General features: G+C 48.4%; 11 protein-coding genes, 3 tRNA genes and 3 pseudogenes. 7 read left to right on the forward strand and 10 right to left on the reverse strand.

Features of this window, described 5'->3' with window-relative positions; all coding sequences use genetic code 11:
- Nucleotides 1-61 precede the first annotated feature (61 nt).
- From G9G54_RS06050 to G9G54_RS06065, 4 genes are all read right to left on the reverse strand, one after another.
- A complete protein-coding gene (locus G9G54_RS06050; protein WP_165176661.1) occupies nucleotides 62-1,654 on the reverse strand; it encodes a response regulator in 1,593 nt (530 codons plus the stop codon).
- Between the two features lie 16 nt (nucleotides 1,655-1,670).
- Nucleotides 1,671-3,497 (reverse strand): cache domain-containing sensor histidine kinase, encoded by a 1,827-nt coding sequence (locus G9G54_RS06055; protein ID WP_165176663.1) that lies wholly within the window; start codon nucleotides 3,495-3,497, stop codon nucleotides 1,671-1,673.
- A gap of 13 nt (nucleotides 3,498-3,510) precedes the next feature.
- Nucleotides 3,511-4,809 carry an alpha-glucosidase/alpha-galactosidase gene (gene melA, locus G9G54_RS06060; protein ID WP_053324745.1) on the reverse strand — a complete coding sequence of 433 codons (1,299 nt, stop codon included), beginning with the start codon at nucleotides 4,807-4,809 and terminating at the stop codon, nucleotides 3,511-3,513.
- Nucleotides 4,810-4,945: 136 nt separating this feature from the next.
- Nucleotides 4,946-8,971 carry a DUF5695 domain-containing protein gene (locus G9G54_RS06065; RefSeq protein ID WP_165176665.1) on the reverse strand — a complete coding sequence of 1,342 codons (4,026 nt, stop codon included), beginning with the start codon at nucleotides 8,969-8,971 and terminating at the stop codon, nucleotides 4,946-4,948.
- Nucleotides 8,972-9,633: 662 nt separating this feature from the next.
- Here G9G54_RS06065 and G9G54_RS06070 point away from each other — a divergent pair.
- Nucleotides 9,634-10,119 (forward strand): annotated as a pseudogene (locus G9G54_RS06070) (aldo/keto reductase); the annotation flags it as partial.
- Between the two features lie 258 nt (nucleotides 10,120-10,377).
- On the opposite strand, the gene G9G54_RS06075 reads toward G9G54_RS06070, so the two are convergent.
- On the reverse strand, nucleotides 10,378-11,508 hold the full coding sequence (locus G9G54_RS06075) for a collagen-like protein (RefSeq protein WP_274597334.1): 1,131 nt from the start codon (nucleotides 11,506-11,508) through the stop codon (nucleotides 10,378-10,380).
- A 593-nt stretch (nucleotides 11,509-12,101) separates the two neighbouring features.
- Nucleotides 12,102-12,758 carry a TetR/AcrR family transcriptional regulator gene (locus G9G54_RS06085; protein WP_235307440.1) on the reverse strand — a complete coding sequence of 219 codons (657 nt, stop codon included), beginning with the start codon at nucleotides 12,756-12,758 and terminating at the stop codon, nucleotides 12,102-12,104.
- A 167-nt stretch (nucleotides 12,759-12,925) separates the two neighbouring features.
- On the opposite strand from G9G54_RS06085, the gene G9G54_RS06090 reads away from it, so the two are divergent.
- Nucleotides 12,926-13,678 (forward strand): SDR family oxidoreductase, encoded by a 753-nt coding sequence (locus G9G54_RS06090; protein WP_165176671.1) that lies wholly within the window; start codon nucleotides 12,926-12,928, stop codon nucleotides 13,676-13,678.
- Between the two features lie 46 nt (nucleotides 13,679-13,724).
- On the forward strand, nucleotides 13,725-14,555 hold the full coding sequence (locus tag G9G54_RS06095; protein WP_165176766.1) for an SDR family oxidoreductase: 831 nt from the start codon (nucleotides 13,725-13,727) through the stop codon (nucleotides 14,553-14,555).
- A gap of 455 nt (nucleotides 14,556-15,010) precedes the next feature.
- Here G9G54_RS06095 and G9G54_RS06100 read toward each other — a convergent pair whose 3' ends face one another.
- Nucleotides 15,011-15,475 carry a phage tail protein gene (locus G9G54_RS06100; RefSeq protein WP_165176673.1) on the reverse strand — a complete coding sequence of 155 codons (465 nt, stop codon included), beginning with the start codon at nucleotides 15,473-15,475 and terminating at the stop codon, nucleotides 15,011-15,013.
- A gap of 425 nt (nucleotides 15,476-15,900) precedes the next feature.
- Between G9G54_RS06100 and G9G54_RS06105 the strand changes: the two genes are divergently transcribed.
- From G9G54_RS06105 to G9G54_RS06110, 4 genes and pseudogenes are all read left to right on the forward strand, one after another.
- Entirely contained in the window at nucleotides 15,901-16,197 is a 297-nt protein-coding gene (locus tag G9G54_RS06105; protein ID WP_165176675.1) for a hypothetical protein, read from the forward strand.
- Nucleotides 16,194-16,361, forward strand: a complete 168-nt coding sequence (locus tag G9G54_RS25430; protein ID WP_238807759.1) for a hypothetical protein — start codon at nucleotides 16,194-16,196, stop codon at nucleotides 16,359-16,361. The genes G9G54_RS06105 and G9G54_RS25430 overlap by 4 nt, the downstream gene beginning before the upstream one ends.
- 38 nt (nucleotides 16,362-16,399) lie before the next feature.
- Nucleotides 16,400-16,564: pseudogene (locus G9G54_RS25435) on the forward strand (IS110 family transposase); the annotation flags it as partial.
- 14 nt (nucleotides 16,565-16,578) lie between these two features.
- Nucleotides 16,579-16,803, forward strand: a pseudogene (locus G9G54_RS06110) (oxidoreductase); the annotation flags it as partial.
- A 405-nt stretch (nucleotides 16,804-17,208) separates the two neighbouring features.
- On the opposite strand, the gene G9G54_RS06115 reads toward G9G54_RS06110, so the two are convergent.
- The 3 genes from G9G54_RS06115 to G9G54_RS06125 all read right to left on the reverse strand — a co-directional run bounded on the left by G9G54_RS06115 (nucleotide 17,209) and on the right by G9G54_RS06125 (nucleotide 17,459).
- A tRNA-Leu gene (locus G9G54_RS06115) sits at nucleotides 17,209-17,288 on the reverse strand.
- 12 nt (nucleotides 17,289-17,300) lie between these two features.
- Nucleotides 17,301-17,377 (reverse strand) — tRNA-Arg (locus tag G9G54_RS06120).
- Between the two features lie 7 nt (nucleotides 17,378-17,384).
- Nucleotides 17,385-17,459 (reverse strand) — tRNA-Gly (locus G9G54_RS06125).

A 17,459-nucleotide genomic window follows, 5' to 3' on the forward strand; every position in this document is an offset into this window, starting at 1 on the left:
AGCCGACCACCCAACGACTCCAGACTCTCTTTGTTTTGGTATGATTTTTTTAACAGCGCGTTTACAAAAATGTTTTACGAAACTCCGTCGGGGTCAGTCCGGTATGCTTTTTAAAGGCAATACTAAAATAGTTCGTATCTGTGAATCCCACTACCTCCGCTACCTCCGCCACCTTGCGATTCGGGTCCAGCAGCAGTTCTCGGGCTCGCTCAAAGCGAACACGCGTCTGGTAGTCGGCGAAGCTTTCACCTGTAACCTGCTTGAAACGGGCACTCAAATACTTGGGGCTCATATTCATATACTCTGCCAAACGGTTCAGCCCGCCATCCTCCTGAAGATGCTCGCGAATCCATTCCTTGGCCTGTTGGAATTTGCGTGGAATGCCCTTCTCGCGTGATTCTCGGACATGGCGACCCACTCGGACAAAATAGCGCGATACATAATCTATCATCTCGGGCCCATGTCGTAATCGGGAAAGCTCCAACAACGGGTCCTGCTCCTGCATGGACGTTTGTCCTACAGATGCATCACTCTGGACGATGCGCATGACGAACAGGACGAGCTGAGTGACAATCATTTTCACCTGCTTGACAGGCAAGCCCGCCAATTGTCCTGACCATTCCTGTAAAATCGCATGTACGGCAGCATCATTGCCCGCTCGAATTTCCGTAATCATCAGCAGTTCCTTCTCCAGTAATTGATTGCTGTTCGGCTCGGCCGCCTGAATGCTCTCATAGGGAATGATCTGGCTATAGCCCACCCACCCCCGATGCTCCGCCGCTTGCACAGCTTCCTCATACGCTTCGGGAAGTTGCTCCATCCGTTGTACGGGACGGCTAATCCCGATGGACACCCCCTGGCTCAATCGTTCCTGCACAGCCTGCCGAATCTGCTGTGCCGTCCGCTCCGCCGCCCTGCAAGATGCCGTCGCCAGCAACACAACACGCCGATCGCGGGAAACCGCTGCACTGTGTGCCTTCGCCCCGGCTGCTGCCGCAGCCTCCCCCGCCATTCCGGCGAATACATGGCTGCTTTTATGCATGGAACCGTGTGGCTTGCTAGTGGCGGTTGCCTCCTGCTGCGACGCCTCCTCCAGCTCGCAGCACAGCACGGTATAAGGCGGCCCACTCGTCTCGCCGAAAAATCCCAGCCCGTCCATCTCCCGAATGACCTCGGCTGCAGGACGCCGCTGCTGGAGCAAATCCAGCAGTAGATGCTCCCTGTACAATGGCTCCAATGAACGATGGCGGTGAATGGCTTCATCCTCGCTTCTTTGCCATTGCGCAATGCGATCTTCTGCCCGGCTCAATGCCGCTTCGAAATCCCCGCTGGTCACCGGCTTGAGCAAATAATCGACCGCTTGAAGCGAAACCGCCTGACGAATATATGTCATAGATTCGTAACCTGTCAGGAATAATAACGGGGTCTGCTGATCCTTTTCCCGAATGGTTTTTGCTACGTCCAGTCCACTCATATCCGGTAAATTAATATCCAGTAAAATCATGTCCGGTCGCTGCTCTGTATACAAACGTAATGCCGTTGCACCGTCCTCCGCCACATCACTGACTTCCACTGACAGGTCACTTTCCGCCACCATCAGCTTCAGTCCTTCCCGAATATGATATTCGTCGTCCACAATCAGCAGCCGGTACATGCCATCCTCCCCTTTCTTATTCGGTTCGAATGGGTGCCAGTAAGGTAACCGAGGTGTACTGATCCGGCTCGCTTGTCACGGACAGTCCATATTGCGGACCATAATGCCGAAGACGTTCATGCACATTCCGCAGCCCAAAGCCAATAGCACTCCCTCGTTCCGCATCCAGCGACTTCCGGATATCGTTCAGACGCTCGGCTCCAATACCGCCCCCATCATCACTGACCGTCAAACGCAACATATCCCCTTCCCTTGTACCGGATAACATGATATAGCCACGGTCGGTGCGCCCTTTTAAGCCGTGGTAAATAGCATTTTCGACGAGCGGCTGGAGGATTAGTTTGGGTACATAAAATCCGCAAATATCCTCCTCGACCTCACAAATCCACTCGAACGAATTCCTAAACCTGAACTGCTGCACCTTCACATAGGCGCTTACATGCTCGACTTCCTGTCCCAAACTGATTTGTTCTCGGCCATAACTTAGCGAAATGCGAAAACATTTACCAAAGGCACCGATTACCTCTGCCATATCCCGTTGCCCATTCGCCAAGGCCATTCCCTTCAGTGATTCTAGCGTGTTGTACAAAAAATGCGGATTAATCTGCGCCTGAAGCGCGCGGAACTCAGCCTGCTTACGCGACAGCAACGCTTCGTAGACCTGACCGTACAGTTCATGATTTTTTTGCATCATATGAAGAAAACGCTCCCCGATCTGCCCTACCTCATCCTTAGGATTAAAAACAACGGAAGTAGGAGCTTCGAAAGCTTGGGCTGAGCCTGTAGCGCTCACACTCCCATCGACCGCCATTAATCGGCTCAATTGCAGCAGGGGGCGACGAATCGTGTCACTCAGCCGATAAGACAGCATCCAGCCCAGCATCAGTGCAATCAAAAAAGTCCAGATGGTCCAGGCGCCGATTTTCCGCGCATCCTCGAACAGCACGGACTGATCGACTTTTTGCAGCAGCGTCCATTGTCCTTCATTTAACGGGCCGTAAGAGATCATCGTCTGGCGGCCGTTCCATGTTCTCCAGTCCTTCGTGAGCACGGGCCTATCCACAGCGGATTTGGCAATCTGCCGCAATAGCGCTTGATCCGCAACACCCTGCTCCGGCAATCGGTATACAGGCTCGCCCTCCTGATCCAGCACCCACATCTGGGTATTGCCATCTGTTTCATGAAAAGCAAGCCCCCGAAACAGACTGGCCTTGTCGATTTCCAGCAGCAAAAATCCGAGGGGTGCATAATCTCCAGTCGTTTTTCGGAGCAGTTTTCCCACATAGATGCGATCCTCCGCCATCCCGCGTCCTGATTCAAACGGCGAATGAGCCATCCACATCATGGGCCGCTCGGCCAGCAGGCGGCGATAGTACACACGTGCTTCCTCTAATGTAGGAAGGCCGCCAAAACGGACCGAAACATTCCCTTGATAGAGAGAATGCTTGAGCCCGCCATTGGCGGCATATATGAGAGAGGACGTGATATACGGCTTGGTCTGGGTTTGCGTACGGACAACCATACTGAGTGTTTCATCGTTCCGTAAATATTCATAATCATCTTCCGGCTTGGTCTCCAGCGTAGACTGCACATCAGGATTGCTGAGAATGGAATTGGTCAGATCATTCAAATCGGAGAGCGTCGCATTGACGTAATTTTCACTCATTTGCCGGGACTGCATAGCCAGTGCTTCCGACTTCTCACCAAGGGAATGGGCCGCGATCCGGTAAAAGGTAAAGGTCAGTACCACCATCGGAATGACGGTAAGTACCAGCGTCAGTACAATGAATTTCCCACGGATTGTAGGAATCCCGGCGAACTTTTGACGACCCCGGCCTCCCATTCAGCTACCTCCCTTACACATAGGCTGGGAGCCATGTCCCGTGGGCTGCAATCAGGTCATCACACAGAGAAACAATATCATCCATGGACAGCTCTGCGGACGTGTGCGGGTCCAACATAGCAGCGTGATAAATGTGCTCCTTTTTCCCGGTGATTGCAGCTTCAATCGTTAACAGCTGGGTATTAATATTCGTCCGGTTCAGCGCAGCGCATTGGGGTGGCAAATCCCCGACAAAGGTTGGCGTAACCCCGTTACGATTCACCAGACAAGGTACCTCCACACAGGCTTCCTTCGGCAGATTGGTAATTAAGCCTGTGTTCATCACATTGCCGCCAATGGCAAAAGGCTGATTCGTTTCGATCGCCTCAAATATATAAGAAGCATACTCGTTTGACCGTTCATGACGCAGATCCTGATTGCCCAAAAGCTCCTCACGCATCGTTTCCCATCGTTCAATTTGGCTCACACAGCGGCGCGGGTATTCATCCAAAGGAATATTGAAGCGCTCGATCAGCTCAGGGTATGCCCGTTTGATAAAATACGGATGATACTCCGCATTATGCTCGGACGATTCCGTAATGTAATAGCCGAATTTTAGCATCATTTCAAAGCGCACCATATCATGATGCTTTTCCTGCTGCTTAGCGGCGGCTCGTTTTTTAATCTCGGGATACAAATCTACACCATCCTTGCTCACTTCGAGCAGCCACGCCATATGATTGATGCCTGCGATTTTTGCCTTTACACCTTCCTGCTCCAGCCCGAGGCTTTTAAACAGCTCCGGTATACACGCCTGCACGCTATGACACAGCCCTACCGTACGGACACCGCCATAAACGTTCATCACATTCGTTAGCACTGCCATCGGATTCGTGTAGTTGAGAAACCATGCATCCGGGCACACCTCGCGTACATCTGCCGCAAAATCGAGCATCACCGGAATCGTACGTAAATTGCGGAAAATACCGCCAATACCAACCGTATCGGCAATCGTTTGGCGCAGGCCGTATTTTTTAGGAATTTCAAAATCCGTAATTGTACACGGATCATAGCCGCCTACCTGGATGGCATTTACCACATAGGTCGCCCCACGTAGTGCTTCCTTGCGATCAGTGTAGGAGCGAATCACACAGGTACTCCCTGTTGTTTTTTTCAAATTGGATAAAATATTTTCTGAATCTTTTAGCCTTACAGGGTCAATATCGAACAACGCCAGTTCAAAGCCCTGCAAAGCAGGCGTCAACATACAATCGCCAAGCACATTTTTAGCAAATACCGTACTGCCTGCACCCAGAAATGTAATCTTGCTCATACTTTTTCCCCCATTCACCTTTTTGTTCGCGGTTTTGCACCTCAAATGCAAGGATACCCACCGCCACTCTCCCCTTTATTAGGAGGAAAGTGACGATGGGAAAGGTTACTCATAACTATGCGTTGTTGCCTCCCATTCAGGATACCCCCGCTGATTTAGCGGAGCTAATAGGCCGAAGTGGTAAGGCAGATGTTACCGAGGGTGTCGTAGTTGACGAGGTTACTGAATTCTCCGGACTAACCGGTGTTACCGATGAATCCGCAGCCCCAGCCTCAATCACAGTTACCTTCGCAATTGCCTTTAACTCTGTCCCTTCTACTTTACCCTTCAACTCAAACGAACCTGGAGCAGCATATTGTGCAGGGTCTATATCCTCCCATTCCACAGCCACCCATTTGGTGGAGCCTTCTCCATACGTAGCTTCCACGACGCTTGGCAGTTCGGGTTTTTCACCTGCACGAGTCGTCACGTTTACTTCTTTTAAAGCCGTGATTTTCTCGGCTCCCGTTAGGTTTTGTGCTGTACCAGAGGCCAGTCCTGCCACCTCGGTTGCATTCAAAGCACGGCTGTAGATACGGAATTCATCCACCAGACCATTGAAGTACGGATCAGGGTACTGAGATTTGCCGATGAAATTATTTTTGGTCTGACCCAGACTGGTAGGATTCAAGGTCAGATTGGTATTGCGTCCCACTTCTTTTCCATCCACGTATAAAATACCTGTGGAACCCGAAAGCGTGACCGCAACATGCTTCCATACGCCTGTCGGCAGTACAGGGCCTTCAATCGTCTGCTCCTGTCCCTGCCCGTTGCCTTGGTTGGTAATGGCAAACAGCATGGTGTTTCCTGCTTTAGGCGTCAGGAACATATATTCATTCGTCCCGGAGCCGAAGTCAAAAATCCGCACATAATCGCTCAGGGTGTTCGCTTTAACCCAGCCGGATACGGTCAATTGCTGTGCCCGACTGACAATACCCGCCGGAAGCTGCACATAGCTGTCCTTGCCGTTCAGGCTGACAGCATTGCCTGTTTTACCCGCAGCCCATGCAGCCGTCCCCTTCACGGCAGCATCATTGCCGCTGTCTGATGAATCCGCAACTACAGAACCGCTTGTTTCATCAAACTTGTAAACTGCGAGCTGTTCAAGTAACGGAGCCGCCGGTTCAGCTACCACCGTTACTTTAGCCTCCGCTGACAACTGAGAATCGCTGGCTGTCAGCTTGAACACATACGTTCCCGGCTCGGAAACGTCCACCTTCGTGCGCAGCGATGTTTTGCTGCTGAATGTGACCTTCGCATCCTGTGGTCCTTCAACCAGACTCCACTCGTTTGTCACCTTTCCTTGCGGAAGCCCATCATCCGTAGCCGTGCCTTTCAGAATGATCTGATCCGGCAGCTTTACCTTCGAATCTTTGCCGGCATCCACGACAGGCGCCTTGTTCGGATCAGGTGTGGTCGGTGTCAGCTCTACCGTATAGGAGGATGCTGTACCAATCTCCAATTTAAGTTTGTTGGTGGTCGCATACGCATTAAACTTTCCTTGCGATTGACCGCCCACTTTAACCAGATACGTTCCTTTCTTCAAACCGTCAAATGTAACGTACGTGGAATGGGCTTGGCCCGGCGTTTGATTTTTCAGTTGGAACCATACATAATCCTTGGATGTTGCCAACTTGGCTTCTGTATATTGGTCCTTTTCCAGCTCGATATACAGCTTTTCCGTGATCAGATTGACCCGCTTGAACAGGCCGTCCAGTGGCTTGATCGTATACACGTTGCCGCTTTTGCTCACCTCTGCACCGTAGCCCGTCAATCCAAAAATAGGATCAATCGCGATATCAGCACTTAATGTTTTGAGCGCACCGAACAATCCGAGATCAGCCTCGCCGCTCATGCCGCGCCAGCCGTTAAAGAGCGGAACATTTTTACCGCCGCCAGTGCCGTTCGTGCCGTTATTGCCTTTTTCCGCTTGATACGTCCATGCGACCGCCCCGATGTTTTCAGGGTCCGAGCTGATTTGCCCGGAGTTAATCGCTCCGACATTGGCAATTTTAGCTGCATAGGACAACCGTTGTTGTTCCTCACGGTGATTGTCTTCATGATGGCGAATCCAGTCATCCATCGCATATCCAGCAAGCGAAGTCGTGTACTGGAAGTTAAACCAGTTTTCCCCGGTAATCGTCACCGGATCGGTGTAGTAGTACCATACGGGCATGTGACCGCGTGCCGCACGGGTTTTGGCATTAATTTTACTCATCATTTCCAGGGCTTTGCTTTGCTCTCCCTCTGTATCTATATTCTGTTTGGCTAACGTATATACAGCCTCTTCCCCTGTATTGTCATAGCTATATTCAGAACCGTAAGGATACTTTGTATTTTTAAAATTGTTATATTTGCGATCCATTTTTTCCTTGAGATCATTCGCTTCATCATCATAGCCTTCATCATGAAGTGCCTGAATAATATCCGGTGTGGTCAGTTCGCCCATCAAACCTGTTTCCCAGTTGTACGCGACTGGCCCTTCATACAATGCTTTGAAAATGTTATACGCCCGCAGCAAATAGGTTTCCTTTGGATGCTTGTAAGTGACAAGATCCGGGTATTCCTTAGCAATCTTGTACATGCTGAAATACGTGTTGTATACGTGCGGATACGCATACCCTCGATAGGTCGGTGTATCGTTAGGCTCTGGCATCAAGAAATCATGAATTAAATAATCCTCATGATGTCCGTTCATCAGATTCGTCCAGATCGCTGTCTCCAAATAATCGTCTACTGCCCGCACCTCTTTGGCGACTGGAGACAGTGTGTTTTTCTCAGCCAGGAACTGTCCGTGGGTCAGACCCCAATCATCCCCCCAGCCCCAATAGCCGTTAAAAATGTTGCGTTTGGATTTGGTATGCATCATCCAATCGTCAAATACCTTGTCGCGCAGATCACCCGGTACATTCCATTGGGTTTTGTCGACCATAAATGTAGCATGCCGTTGCAGCGCTTGATCAATCGGCTCGATGGCATAGAACTGTAACACCGTTTTGTTGCCGTTGCCGTATTCTACCGTTATGAAGTTCGGGCCCAGCTTAGTAAATTTCAGTTCATAAATGTAATGTCCTCCGGCCTTGCTATCCGTCTGCGGAATAGCCGTTCCGTCTGGATAGGTTACTTTGCTGATCGCCTGCTTGGAGCGCAGGTCCACCTTCGCCTTTTGATTCGTAGGCACGATCATACCCGGTACGACTGTTGTATCCACCAAGTTTTCTTGGTACAACGTATCTTTTACATCATGCTCGTCCTTCACCGCCAGAAACTTGAAACCATAGTTTTTGCTTTGACCGGGATTCAGGATTAGGCTTGTATTGGGCAAATACCCCCGGTTGGTGGACTTGATGACATTGGAATGAATATAAAATACATTGAGTCCTTCCAGCCATTTACCTTCGTTGGCCGGATTCCAGGCCCATTTGCTGCCCGGATGCTCCTCATCCCGCCAGTGATCCTGATACTCAAAGCCCGCACCCGTTGAGGAATCAGGAATCAGCAGCAGGGAAGAACCAATGCCGCTGGGACGCCCAGCTGTAATATAGGAGCTGTTATTGCCGACAAAGGAATGCGTCACCACTCTAGTTTCGTAGATCGCATCACCGTTGGTCCACTGCTCATTAAAAGGCAGAGGCAAACCGAAATCGCCAATCTCCAGTTTTTTTCCACTTGTATTCTGCACCTGTATATTCCACAGCACCGAACCATTCGACTCTGCCGAATACGTTTCAATGACTTTAAAATTGCGTATGCCTTCTGCGTTAGTAGAATTCTCGTACGTGACAGTGACACGGTTCCCACTGGTTGTGATCTTACGTGCGTCTGCCGACTTGTTGGTCCATGCCTTCGTCCAGCTGCCTTCATCCAATCGGTACGTGAACATCAGCTCCCCTAGCCACTGATGATCTGCGGTGTTCTGTTCAGGTGTTACCGTTGCGTTCATGACATACTCTGTCGGGAAAGCATCTCCCTTGATACGTATGGATGAAATTTCGCCATGCTCCCCTGTCTGAATCGTCAGCTTGTCATTGGATAGTTCATGGGCCTCTGCCGTATGCGTCCCAAACAACACAGACGCTGTGGTTAAAAACAAAAATGCCGCCAATATTCCCTTAAATTTCATCAACACGGCCTCCTTTTGGATCTCGGGGTCCTGATTTGTTTGCCAATCAGCTGAATTCTCTTCATTTCGCCGCAACCTCCTTGGAAATGTAAGCGCTACAACTCTATTGTACAAATCCTTGTCCATTGGTAAAATCAACATTTTCAACCGATTTATATAGGATTTCAACCTAATAGAGGGATACTGTTAGATCGGCAATCAACCAAGCAACGACAGATTTATCTGAATTAAGATTACAGAGGATGGAGAGAAAGAAATTTAGATAGAGAGCAAGGAGGCATTTTTAGATATATCGGGGTGTGATCAGATTATACAAACGGACACTTAAAATCGAGAATTTATTTTGAGTTGCTGTAGTGGTTAATCGATACGTTGGGTTTTCCAGATGCGAGGGTATTTATTAAGATAGATTCGCTCCTAAGGTAGAATTTGGAGTCTGCGTATGTAAAGAATTTTGGGGATAGGGTATGGGGTATTTGCTGCTTAGTGATTATTTCAGACATTTGATCCTCCCCGTGCCGTCATTCTTTAAAGTTCGATTATAGTCCATATTTATCTGTTAAATAGGTGGTAGTGAGAGGATTAGGCAAACATTTGGCACGAACGGGATAACGATCGCTTTGTCATCTGGTGCATAATAAAGATGTGAAGTGGGTGTCTGTTTGTACCGTGAAGGAAAGGTCCGTGCAATCGGCGTTAGTAACTTCCATGAGGATCGCCTGATCGATTTGATTATTCATAATGAAGTAATTCCTGCCGTGAATCAGGTTGAAACGCACCCATTCAACCAGCAAATCGAAAATGCAAAATTCATGAAAGAGAATAATGTTCAGATCGAATCCTGGGCGCCTTTTGCTGAAGGGAAAAATAACTTGTTCCAGAATGAAGTATTGGTATCCATAGCTGAAAAGTATAATAAATCCGTTGCTCAGGTGGTTTTACGCTGGTTGACACAAAGAGAAGTTGTTGTGATTCCAAAGTCTGTTCGTAAAGAAAGAATTATCGAAAACTTCAATATCTTTGACTTTGAGTTAAGCCAGGAGGATATGGAGTCGATTACTACGTTAGATACGAAACAGAGCCTGTTCTTTTCACATCGCGATCCTGACATGGTGAAATGGATCGGTACCCGTAAACTCGATATCTAACCATCTTTCAAAAGATCACCCGTAGGTTTTGATTACGCCAAAAGAACCAACAATTTAACATTAACGTTAAAAGTATGGAGTAGATGCCCTAAGGATATCTACTCCTCTTTTTCGTTTGCGGCATCAATGTATTTATTAAGCTAATTTGCTCGTTAGTTGAGAAAACGACAGCCACTCTATCGTCTGCCGTCTCCTCGTGGTTATTGAACTATCGTTGATATTGGCATTATTATCGAAAAATACTGCATTTCTTTCCCTCTATGCAACCTGCGTAATAACAAGGTGCGCGGAAACTGGTCTTGTTCCTCCAGCTAATGGAGTGATCGTGAGTGCCGCGGCATTGCCAGCAGGATTTCGCACTGTGAGTACTGAATTAATGACCGTTGTTTGCACAAGAGCCATTCCTACTATTTGAGAAGTACCTGTTGCACGCCCGACCACCGTATAAGCCAGATCAGCGCCGTTGAGTGTTAAAATGAGTTGACCCGGTTCGTTTACACCTACCTGAAACAAAACCTGATAAGTGCCAATTGTAGCCAAGTTAAAAGAGCTCGCATTTATACGGGTAATTGCAGTCCCACTGATTGGACCATCTTGCGGAAAACTTACGTCTGTATCGGGAGCAACAGTTGCTGCATTATCAGGAGGCATCAAGGCAAAGAAATCTGCAAAGCCTAATACTCCACCTGCCGGCCCTGCGGGTCCCGCTGGACCTGTTGCTCCTGCTGCTCCTACTGGTCCCGCTGGTCCTACCGGTCCTGCTGGTCCTACTGCTCCTGCTGGTCCTACTGCTCCTGCTGCTCCTGCTGGTCCTGCTGGTCCTACTGCTCCTGCTGGTCCTGCTGGTCCTGCTGGTCCTGTTGCTCCTGTTGGTCCTGCCAATCCAGCTGCACCAATTGCTCCTGCAATCCCTGCAAGTCCCTGTGGGCCAAGTGCTCCTGCAAGTCCTTCGGGGCCAAGTGCGCCTATCGCTCCTGCAATCCCTGCAAGTCCTTGGGGACCAAGTGCTCCTGCAAGTCCTTGGGGGCCAAGCGCCCCAAGTGCTCCTGCAATCCCTGCCAATCCTTGGGGGCCAAGTGCTCCTGCAAGTCCTTCGGGGCCAAGTGCGCCAATTGCTCCTGCAATCCCTGCCAATCCTTGGGGGCCGAGTGCTCCTGCAAGTCCTTCGGGGCCAAGTGCGCCTATCGCTCCTGCAAGCCCTGCCAATCCTTGGGGGCCAAGTGCTCCTGCAAGTCCTTCGGGACCAAGTGCGCCTATCGCTCCTGCAATCCCTGCCAATCCTTGGGGGCCAAGTGCTCCTACAAGTCCTTGAGGTCCAGCTTCTGCAATTGCTCCCGCAAGTCCTTGAAGTAATTGCTGACCTTTAGGTGGGGGACACGGTACCCGCACTATTTTTTTAATAACTAGAAGACGTCGTTTCTTTTTTTTTCCTTTTGGATGGCAAACAATTGCGGTTTTCTTTTTGCACGATTTTTTTTTATCCAGAAAACTCAACAGTTTCTTTTTTCTTTTCTTTTGGATGGCAAACAATTGTGGTTTTCTTTTTGCACGTTTTTTTTTATCCGGACAACTCAACAACGACACCTCCCTATAAATATGGTTCAGTGTACGTGAGTTGTTTATTTTAGGCATGGACGAATAGCCGGTTATTCGCTAGACTAAAATCCATTTTTAGAATATTGGGTGTTTAGTAGGGTGATGTTATACCACAAACCACAACAATCTTTCAGTATAATTACATAATTTAAATCGTCCTTCACTGCGTCAACCAAAATCACATTTGGTTCTTTTTTTGTACCTCACAGTGGCAGTGTGCTCCCTGTTCTAAATTCAAGTATCGTTCCCGTTAATTGAATCATTTCTGTGATAATACAACAGAGCGTTCGACTCCGTAATATTTTTCTCCTAGGCTCACTATCCTGAAACCAATCCTGCTCACCTCTTGATCCACCTTGTAGATTCTTCTGGTAAGCGCCTGGTCATCATCGGTCCATGATATTTGGTGCTGTTCGCGGGTTTTTGAGTGCAGGCAGTAGAATACCATCGATTAGCGCTGTGAAGAAAGGCTTGTCGAACGGTTTGCGCTGGATGAGTCCGCGAAAAGAAGCCATTGAAGTAATGACCTGGCAAGCCATCTCAATGTCCGCGTGAGCAGGAATTTCACCGCGGACGACGGCTCGGTTCATAAGCTCGCGGTTTACAACAACCCATGGCTCGAAAATCCCGGCTGTTCCTGCTTCGGCAAATTCCGGATGCTGCAAAAAGGAGCCTAGGCCCGCTAGGACTCGAAATTTGCGTTCTTCTTCCGCTATCGATTGCGGCTTCAAAAGCACGAGGAGATCTTCGCGTAAGGTTCCTGTATCAGGCAAGCTTTCGAGCTCAAGATGATTTCGATTCATCCATGCCAAGGCGTCTCGGACTAACTCCGCCTTGGAAGACCAGCGGCGGTAAACCGTCGCCTTCCCAGCCTTTGCTCGAGCCGCGACCATGTCCATTGTCATACCATCGAAACTCGTATCGGCGAGGATGTCGATTGCCGCCTCGAGGATTTTATCATCCCGCGTGTGATCTCTCTTGCGTCCCAATGTTTTCGCAGGCTTTTTTGCCACGACCTCAGTTAATTCGCCCCTCTCAGACATTTCCTTTTTTATTTTACTCATAAACTTAGCTCCTTTTAAAATATATATTCAGAAACTAATTAGTTCCGGAACTTTACAGTTTCGTTTTTGTGTGATTTAATATCATTATCCCACATCCAACGGGAAATATATAGATGGTGCCCCATACCAAAAAGGAGATTACAACCATGCAGGACAAACCCGTAGCCTTGATCACCGGTGCCAATAAAGGAATAGGTTTACAGATTGCGAAGGATCTAGCGGAACACGGCTTCACCGTGCTCGTTGGATCACGCAGCCTCGAAAATGGAGAAACTGCCTCCAAAAGCATCGGTTCGGATGCGCACGCTCTCCAGCTCGACGTTACCGATCAGGACTCCATTGTTGCTGCAGCAGAGCGTATTCGGAACGAATTTGGTCGTCTCGATGTACTTGTGAACAATGCGGGCATATCACACGCAGGTAAACCGGACGATCCGTTTCCGAGCAGTGGCGCGACGAGCGGTCTTTTGACCGTTGCTTCGCTCGAAGACATTCGTTCGGTTTATGAAACTAATGTTTTTGGTGTCATTGCTGTCACCCAGGCCATGTTGCCACTTTTACGTGAGGCTCCTGCAGCACGCATCGTCAACATGGGCAGCACCGGCGGCTCCCTTAGCTGGAACTCCATTCCGGAAAACTCACATCGTGCGATGTTTGGGGCCTATTCGGCATCAAAATCGGCTGTTCATGCGGTGACACTTGCCTTTGCCTTTGCGCTTGAATCGACAAACATCAAGGTCAATGCGGCCTGTCCAGGTTTTACATCGACTGCGCTCAATAATTTTGCTGGCACTCGTAGTGTTGAACAAGGGGCGCGTGAAGCAGTCCGGCTTGCGATGATTGGTGCGGACGGTCCAACAGGAACGTTCTCAGATGAGGATGGACCCATCGCGTGGTAATTATAATTTATACAATAATGGTTAGTAGCTTAAGGGGGATTTCATGATGCGTGTTTTCGTAACAGGAGCAACAGGTTACATCGGTTCCGCTGTCGTCCGTGAACTCATTGATGCGGGTCATCAGGTCGTCGGTCTTGTGCGCTCAGACAATAGCGCTGCGAAACTAAAAGAGGCCGGGGCCGAAGTGCACCGCGGTGACATTGACGATCTCGACAGCCTTCGTAGTGGTGCGGCTGCTGCGGATGGCATTATTCATCTGGCATTCAATCACGACTTCTCGAACTTCGCCAGGGCACTTGCAGCAGATCTGCACGCCGTCGAAGCGATGGGGGCGGCGCTGGAAGGGTCCGGGAAGCCGTTCGTGATCACCACGCACGCCAATGGAGTGACAGCAGAAAACGTAATGTTATTGCTGGCTGAGCGCGGAGTGCGGACAGCGATCGTAGAGCTTTGTCCTTCGGTACACGGTGAGGGTGACACAGGATTTGTGCCGAGACTGATCAACATTGCCAAAACGAAGGGCTTCTCAGCCTATGTGGAAGAGGGGAGCAACCGCTGGCCGGCTGTGCACCGCCTTGACGCCGCACATCTATACCGCCTTGCGTTAGAAAAGGCACCCGCCGGTTCACGACTAAATGGGGTCGCAGATGAAGGCGTGCCATTTCGCGACATCGCAAGTGTTATCGGTAAACACCTGAACGTGCCTGTAGTCAGCATTTCACGTGAAGAAGCAGACACCCACTTCGGCTTCCTCAGCACACTTGCAGCGCTCGATATCCCGAGATCAAGCGTTGCAACTCAGGAACTTCTGGGATGGCGGCCTGTGCAACCTGCACTGATCCACGACCTCGAACAGTCTCACTACTTCAACAACTGATTGGAGACGAGACCGAGAATCGATCATGGGCCGCTTAATAAAGCACTTGAGAAAAGCGAAGCAAGACATGGACTAACAACAACATGTATGAAATAGAAGTTTGGATATTAAAACAAGATCAACACGAGTGCATACCACACTAAGTGTTGTTATCTTCATTCGCAGCAAACTTTTCTGGCTAATCGTATTGTTAGGTCACTTCCAACAGGAAAATTTTTCATCTTCACTTATGGCATGGTTCACCGCGTTGGCTGAAGGGGCAAGTTTTCAAAAAAATAGTCTCCTTATCAGAGACTACCCACCATCTTCCTGTTTGTAATCATATGATAAGCGGTAGCTTTTCATCATTCTTTCAAAAAAGGGCCATCCTTTTGCGGGATAGCCCTTGCTTTAATTTCACATTTTTTTGTAAAGAGAATAAGGGGCTGGTTCCTCCATTTGCGCTTTTGCTTACTTTAATATTGTCCTTTAATTAAAAAAAACGAACCCCGAATTGTTCCAGCTAGTTTAGACTTCTGCCTAGCAAACTTAAACCTCCCTTCTAGCTCCTTTGGTACCTCCATCCCCTCAGAAAGCTTAAAACCAACGGCCCGCTTCTTAGGGTCATCCACCGTATACATGACGTTGATTGCAAGACCATCCTCATAAAAAACGTAGGTGAATTGGATATTTTCCACTTGAAAACGCGACGTTTCTAAAGGCTTAGCCGCAAACGCAATATCACGTTCTTCTATCAAAATTCGGTTCACATATTCAAGGCTCTCCTGGCTTTCGCTAGCTGGTACAACCGTAAACTCATGCTTGTATTTGTTCATAAAATAACGGGCCTCATTAGCACGTAAACCAGCAAGCGCTTCTGCTACAGGTGATGACTCTAAACCAACCGTAGATACATCTTTAAAATCAACGAGATACGACATTTTCATTCCTCCTCTTCTCTCTTTACGCCCTAACAGCTTCCGCATTTCACCAAAATCAAATTCATTCCTCAAGTTGTTGTAGAAACACACTTATAGCCAGACTTCAAATTAATTCTTTTATCTACCACATAGTATACCAAAATTGATTCAAGAGAAGATTTGAATGGCGAATTTGTTAGTTTGTTAAATAGTGTTCACATAGACTGGTATTCACAAACACCGCTTTAAATATTCGACCAGCGAGATAATACGATGTTGCCTATGGTTCCTCTAGGTCGGGAAATTAAGGACTCAGAGTATGTCCTAACAAAAAACTCTCGGCCTGTGCCCTGTACTCCATTAAGGAGGTTCAGATTCACAAGCCAAGACATTTGCATTCATGATGGTGGCCGTTAGTCCATGTTTGTTTGGGAAAGACCCTCTGCATGGAAGGGGGCGTACCCGCATATGTAAACCAAATAAGTACGATACCTATCTATCATGAAAATATAGATGCACGGTTGAAGAATTATATCGTGCCTGTAATTGCGCTAAACTTTGTAACGGTTATACACGAGCGTCAAATGAAAAAAAACGCCGGCGACGACAAGTTGTTGCGGCAGATGATCGCGGCTATGGACGAAGGCTTTCGCGTGGTTAGAGGCCTTACAATATCCGCTAACGCCGGCCGCGCAAGCTTCACTAATCCGCAAACGACCGGCGTTAATGCGCCTTTTTTATGAAAATTTATCATAGGATGCCGATCAGCCGACTGGTTAACGGATCCGTAGGGGAAATCGTAGCTTTGAGCTGCGTGTTTCACCTTTGGAAGGAACAGACCCGGGTCCCTACACCCAACTGGGACGAGTTGGAAAAGCGTTTTGAAGCCAAGGTCAACCGTTCATAACTCTTACCCGAGGAGTAATCAACCGAAGATGATTCTATTTCTACAAAGAAGACTTTGATCATTATAAAACAAGGGGCGTTCAGTTGCTTGAATCTCCGAAACTTAACGCGACAGCATGACACGTTTACCGGTCGATATATTCAAATTAAGCTGCAGTTCCAAACGCATTGGATCAGATGTCTCCTGAATACAAGGGTGTTTATCGGGGATCTTCATTGAAGGTACGAACATCCGTACAGCAACTATTTATCCAGCAGCAATAAATACAGAATTGTTGACTACCATCACAGATAAGAATACTTTAAAAGGTGCAACTGCATTGTATGAACAACATGGTATTTCACCTGATCGAGTTGCCAATGTTGTTGCGTTCGCGATTGATCAGCCAGAAGATACGAACGTTAATGAGTTTTCAATTGGACCAACAAGTCAACCTTGGTAAATTCATCTTCTAAAGCGCAAAAGTCTGTCGAGTTTCCCGACAGACTTTTGCGCTTTCTGTGTTGAGTTGGTGAAGTAAATTTAAAACTAACTTGCCCGTTAATTTAATAAAAAGAGCAGACTTGAAACGCCTGCTCAACATTGTGTGTTATTTAACTATCGTTCCTCGTTAGTTGTACGCCCTATCCATAGTGCATGTTAATAACGCAAAAGAACGGAGGAGATTGCCTTGGGGTTTCTACTGGTTGTCATGTCGATAGAAACAGTTTAAAAGTAAAAAAGGAGAGATGGCATAAAAATAAGCCATCTCTCCTTTTTCATCTATATAAAGCGGGTAATGGGAATCGGACCCACGCTACCAGCTTGGAAGGCTGAGTTTTACCATTGAGCTACATCCCGAAATAGATGCCGGTGAGAGGACTCGAACCTCCACGGTTTCCCTCACGATTTTGAGTCGCGCGCGTCTGCCAATTCCGCCACACCGGCTTATGAAGTTAATGGCGTCCCCTGAGAGATTCGAACTCCCGACCTTTTGATTCGTAGTCAAACGCTCTATCCAGCTGAGCTAAGGGGACTAATAAATGGAGCGGACGACGGGAATCGAACCCGCGACCCTCGCCTTGGCAAGGCGATGCTCTACCGCTGAGCCACGTCCGC

Source organism: Paenibacillus sp. EKM212P, from assembly GCF_011066115.1.
Taxonomy (GTDB): domain Bacteria; phylum Bacillota; class Bacilli; order Paenibacillales; family Paenibacillaceae; genus Paenibacillus; species Paenibacillus polymyxa_B.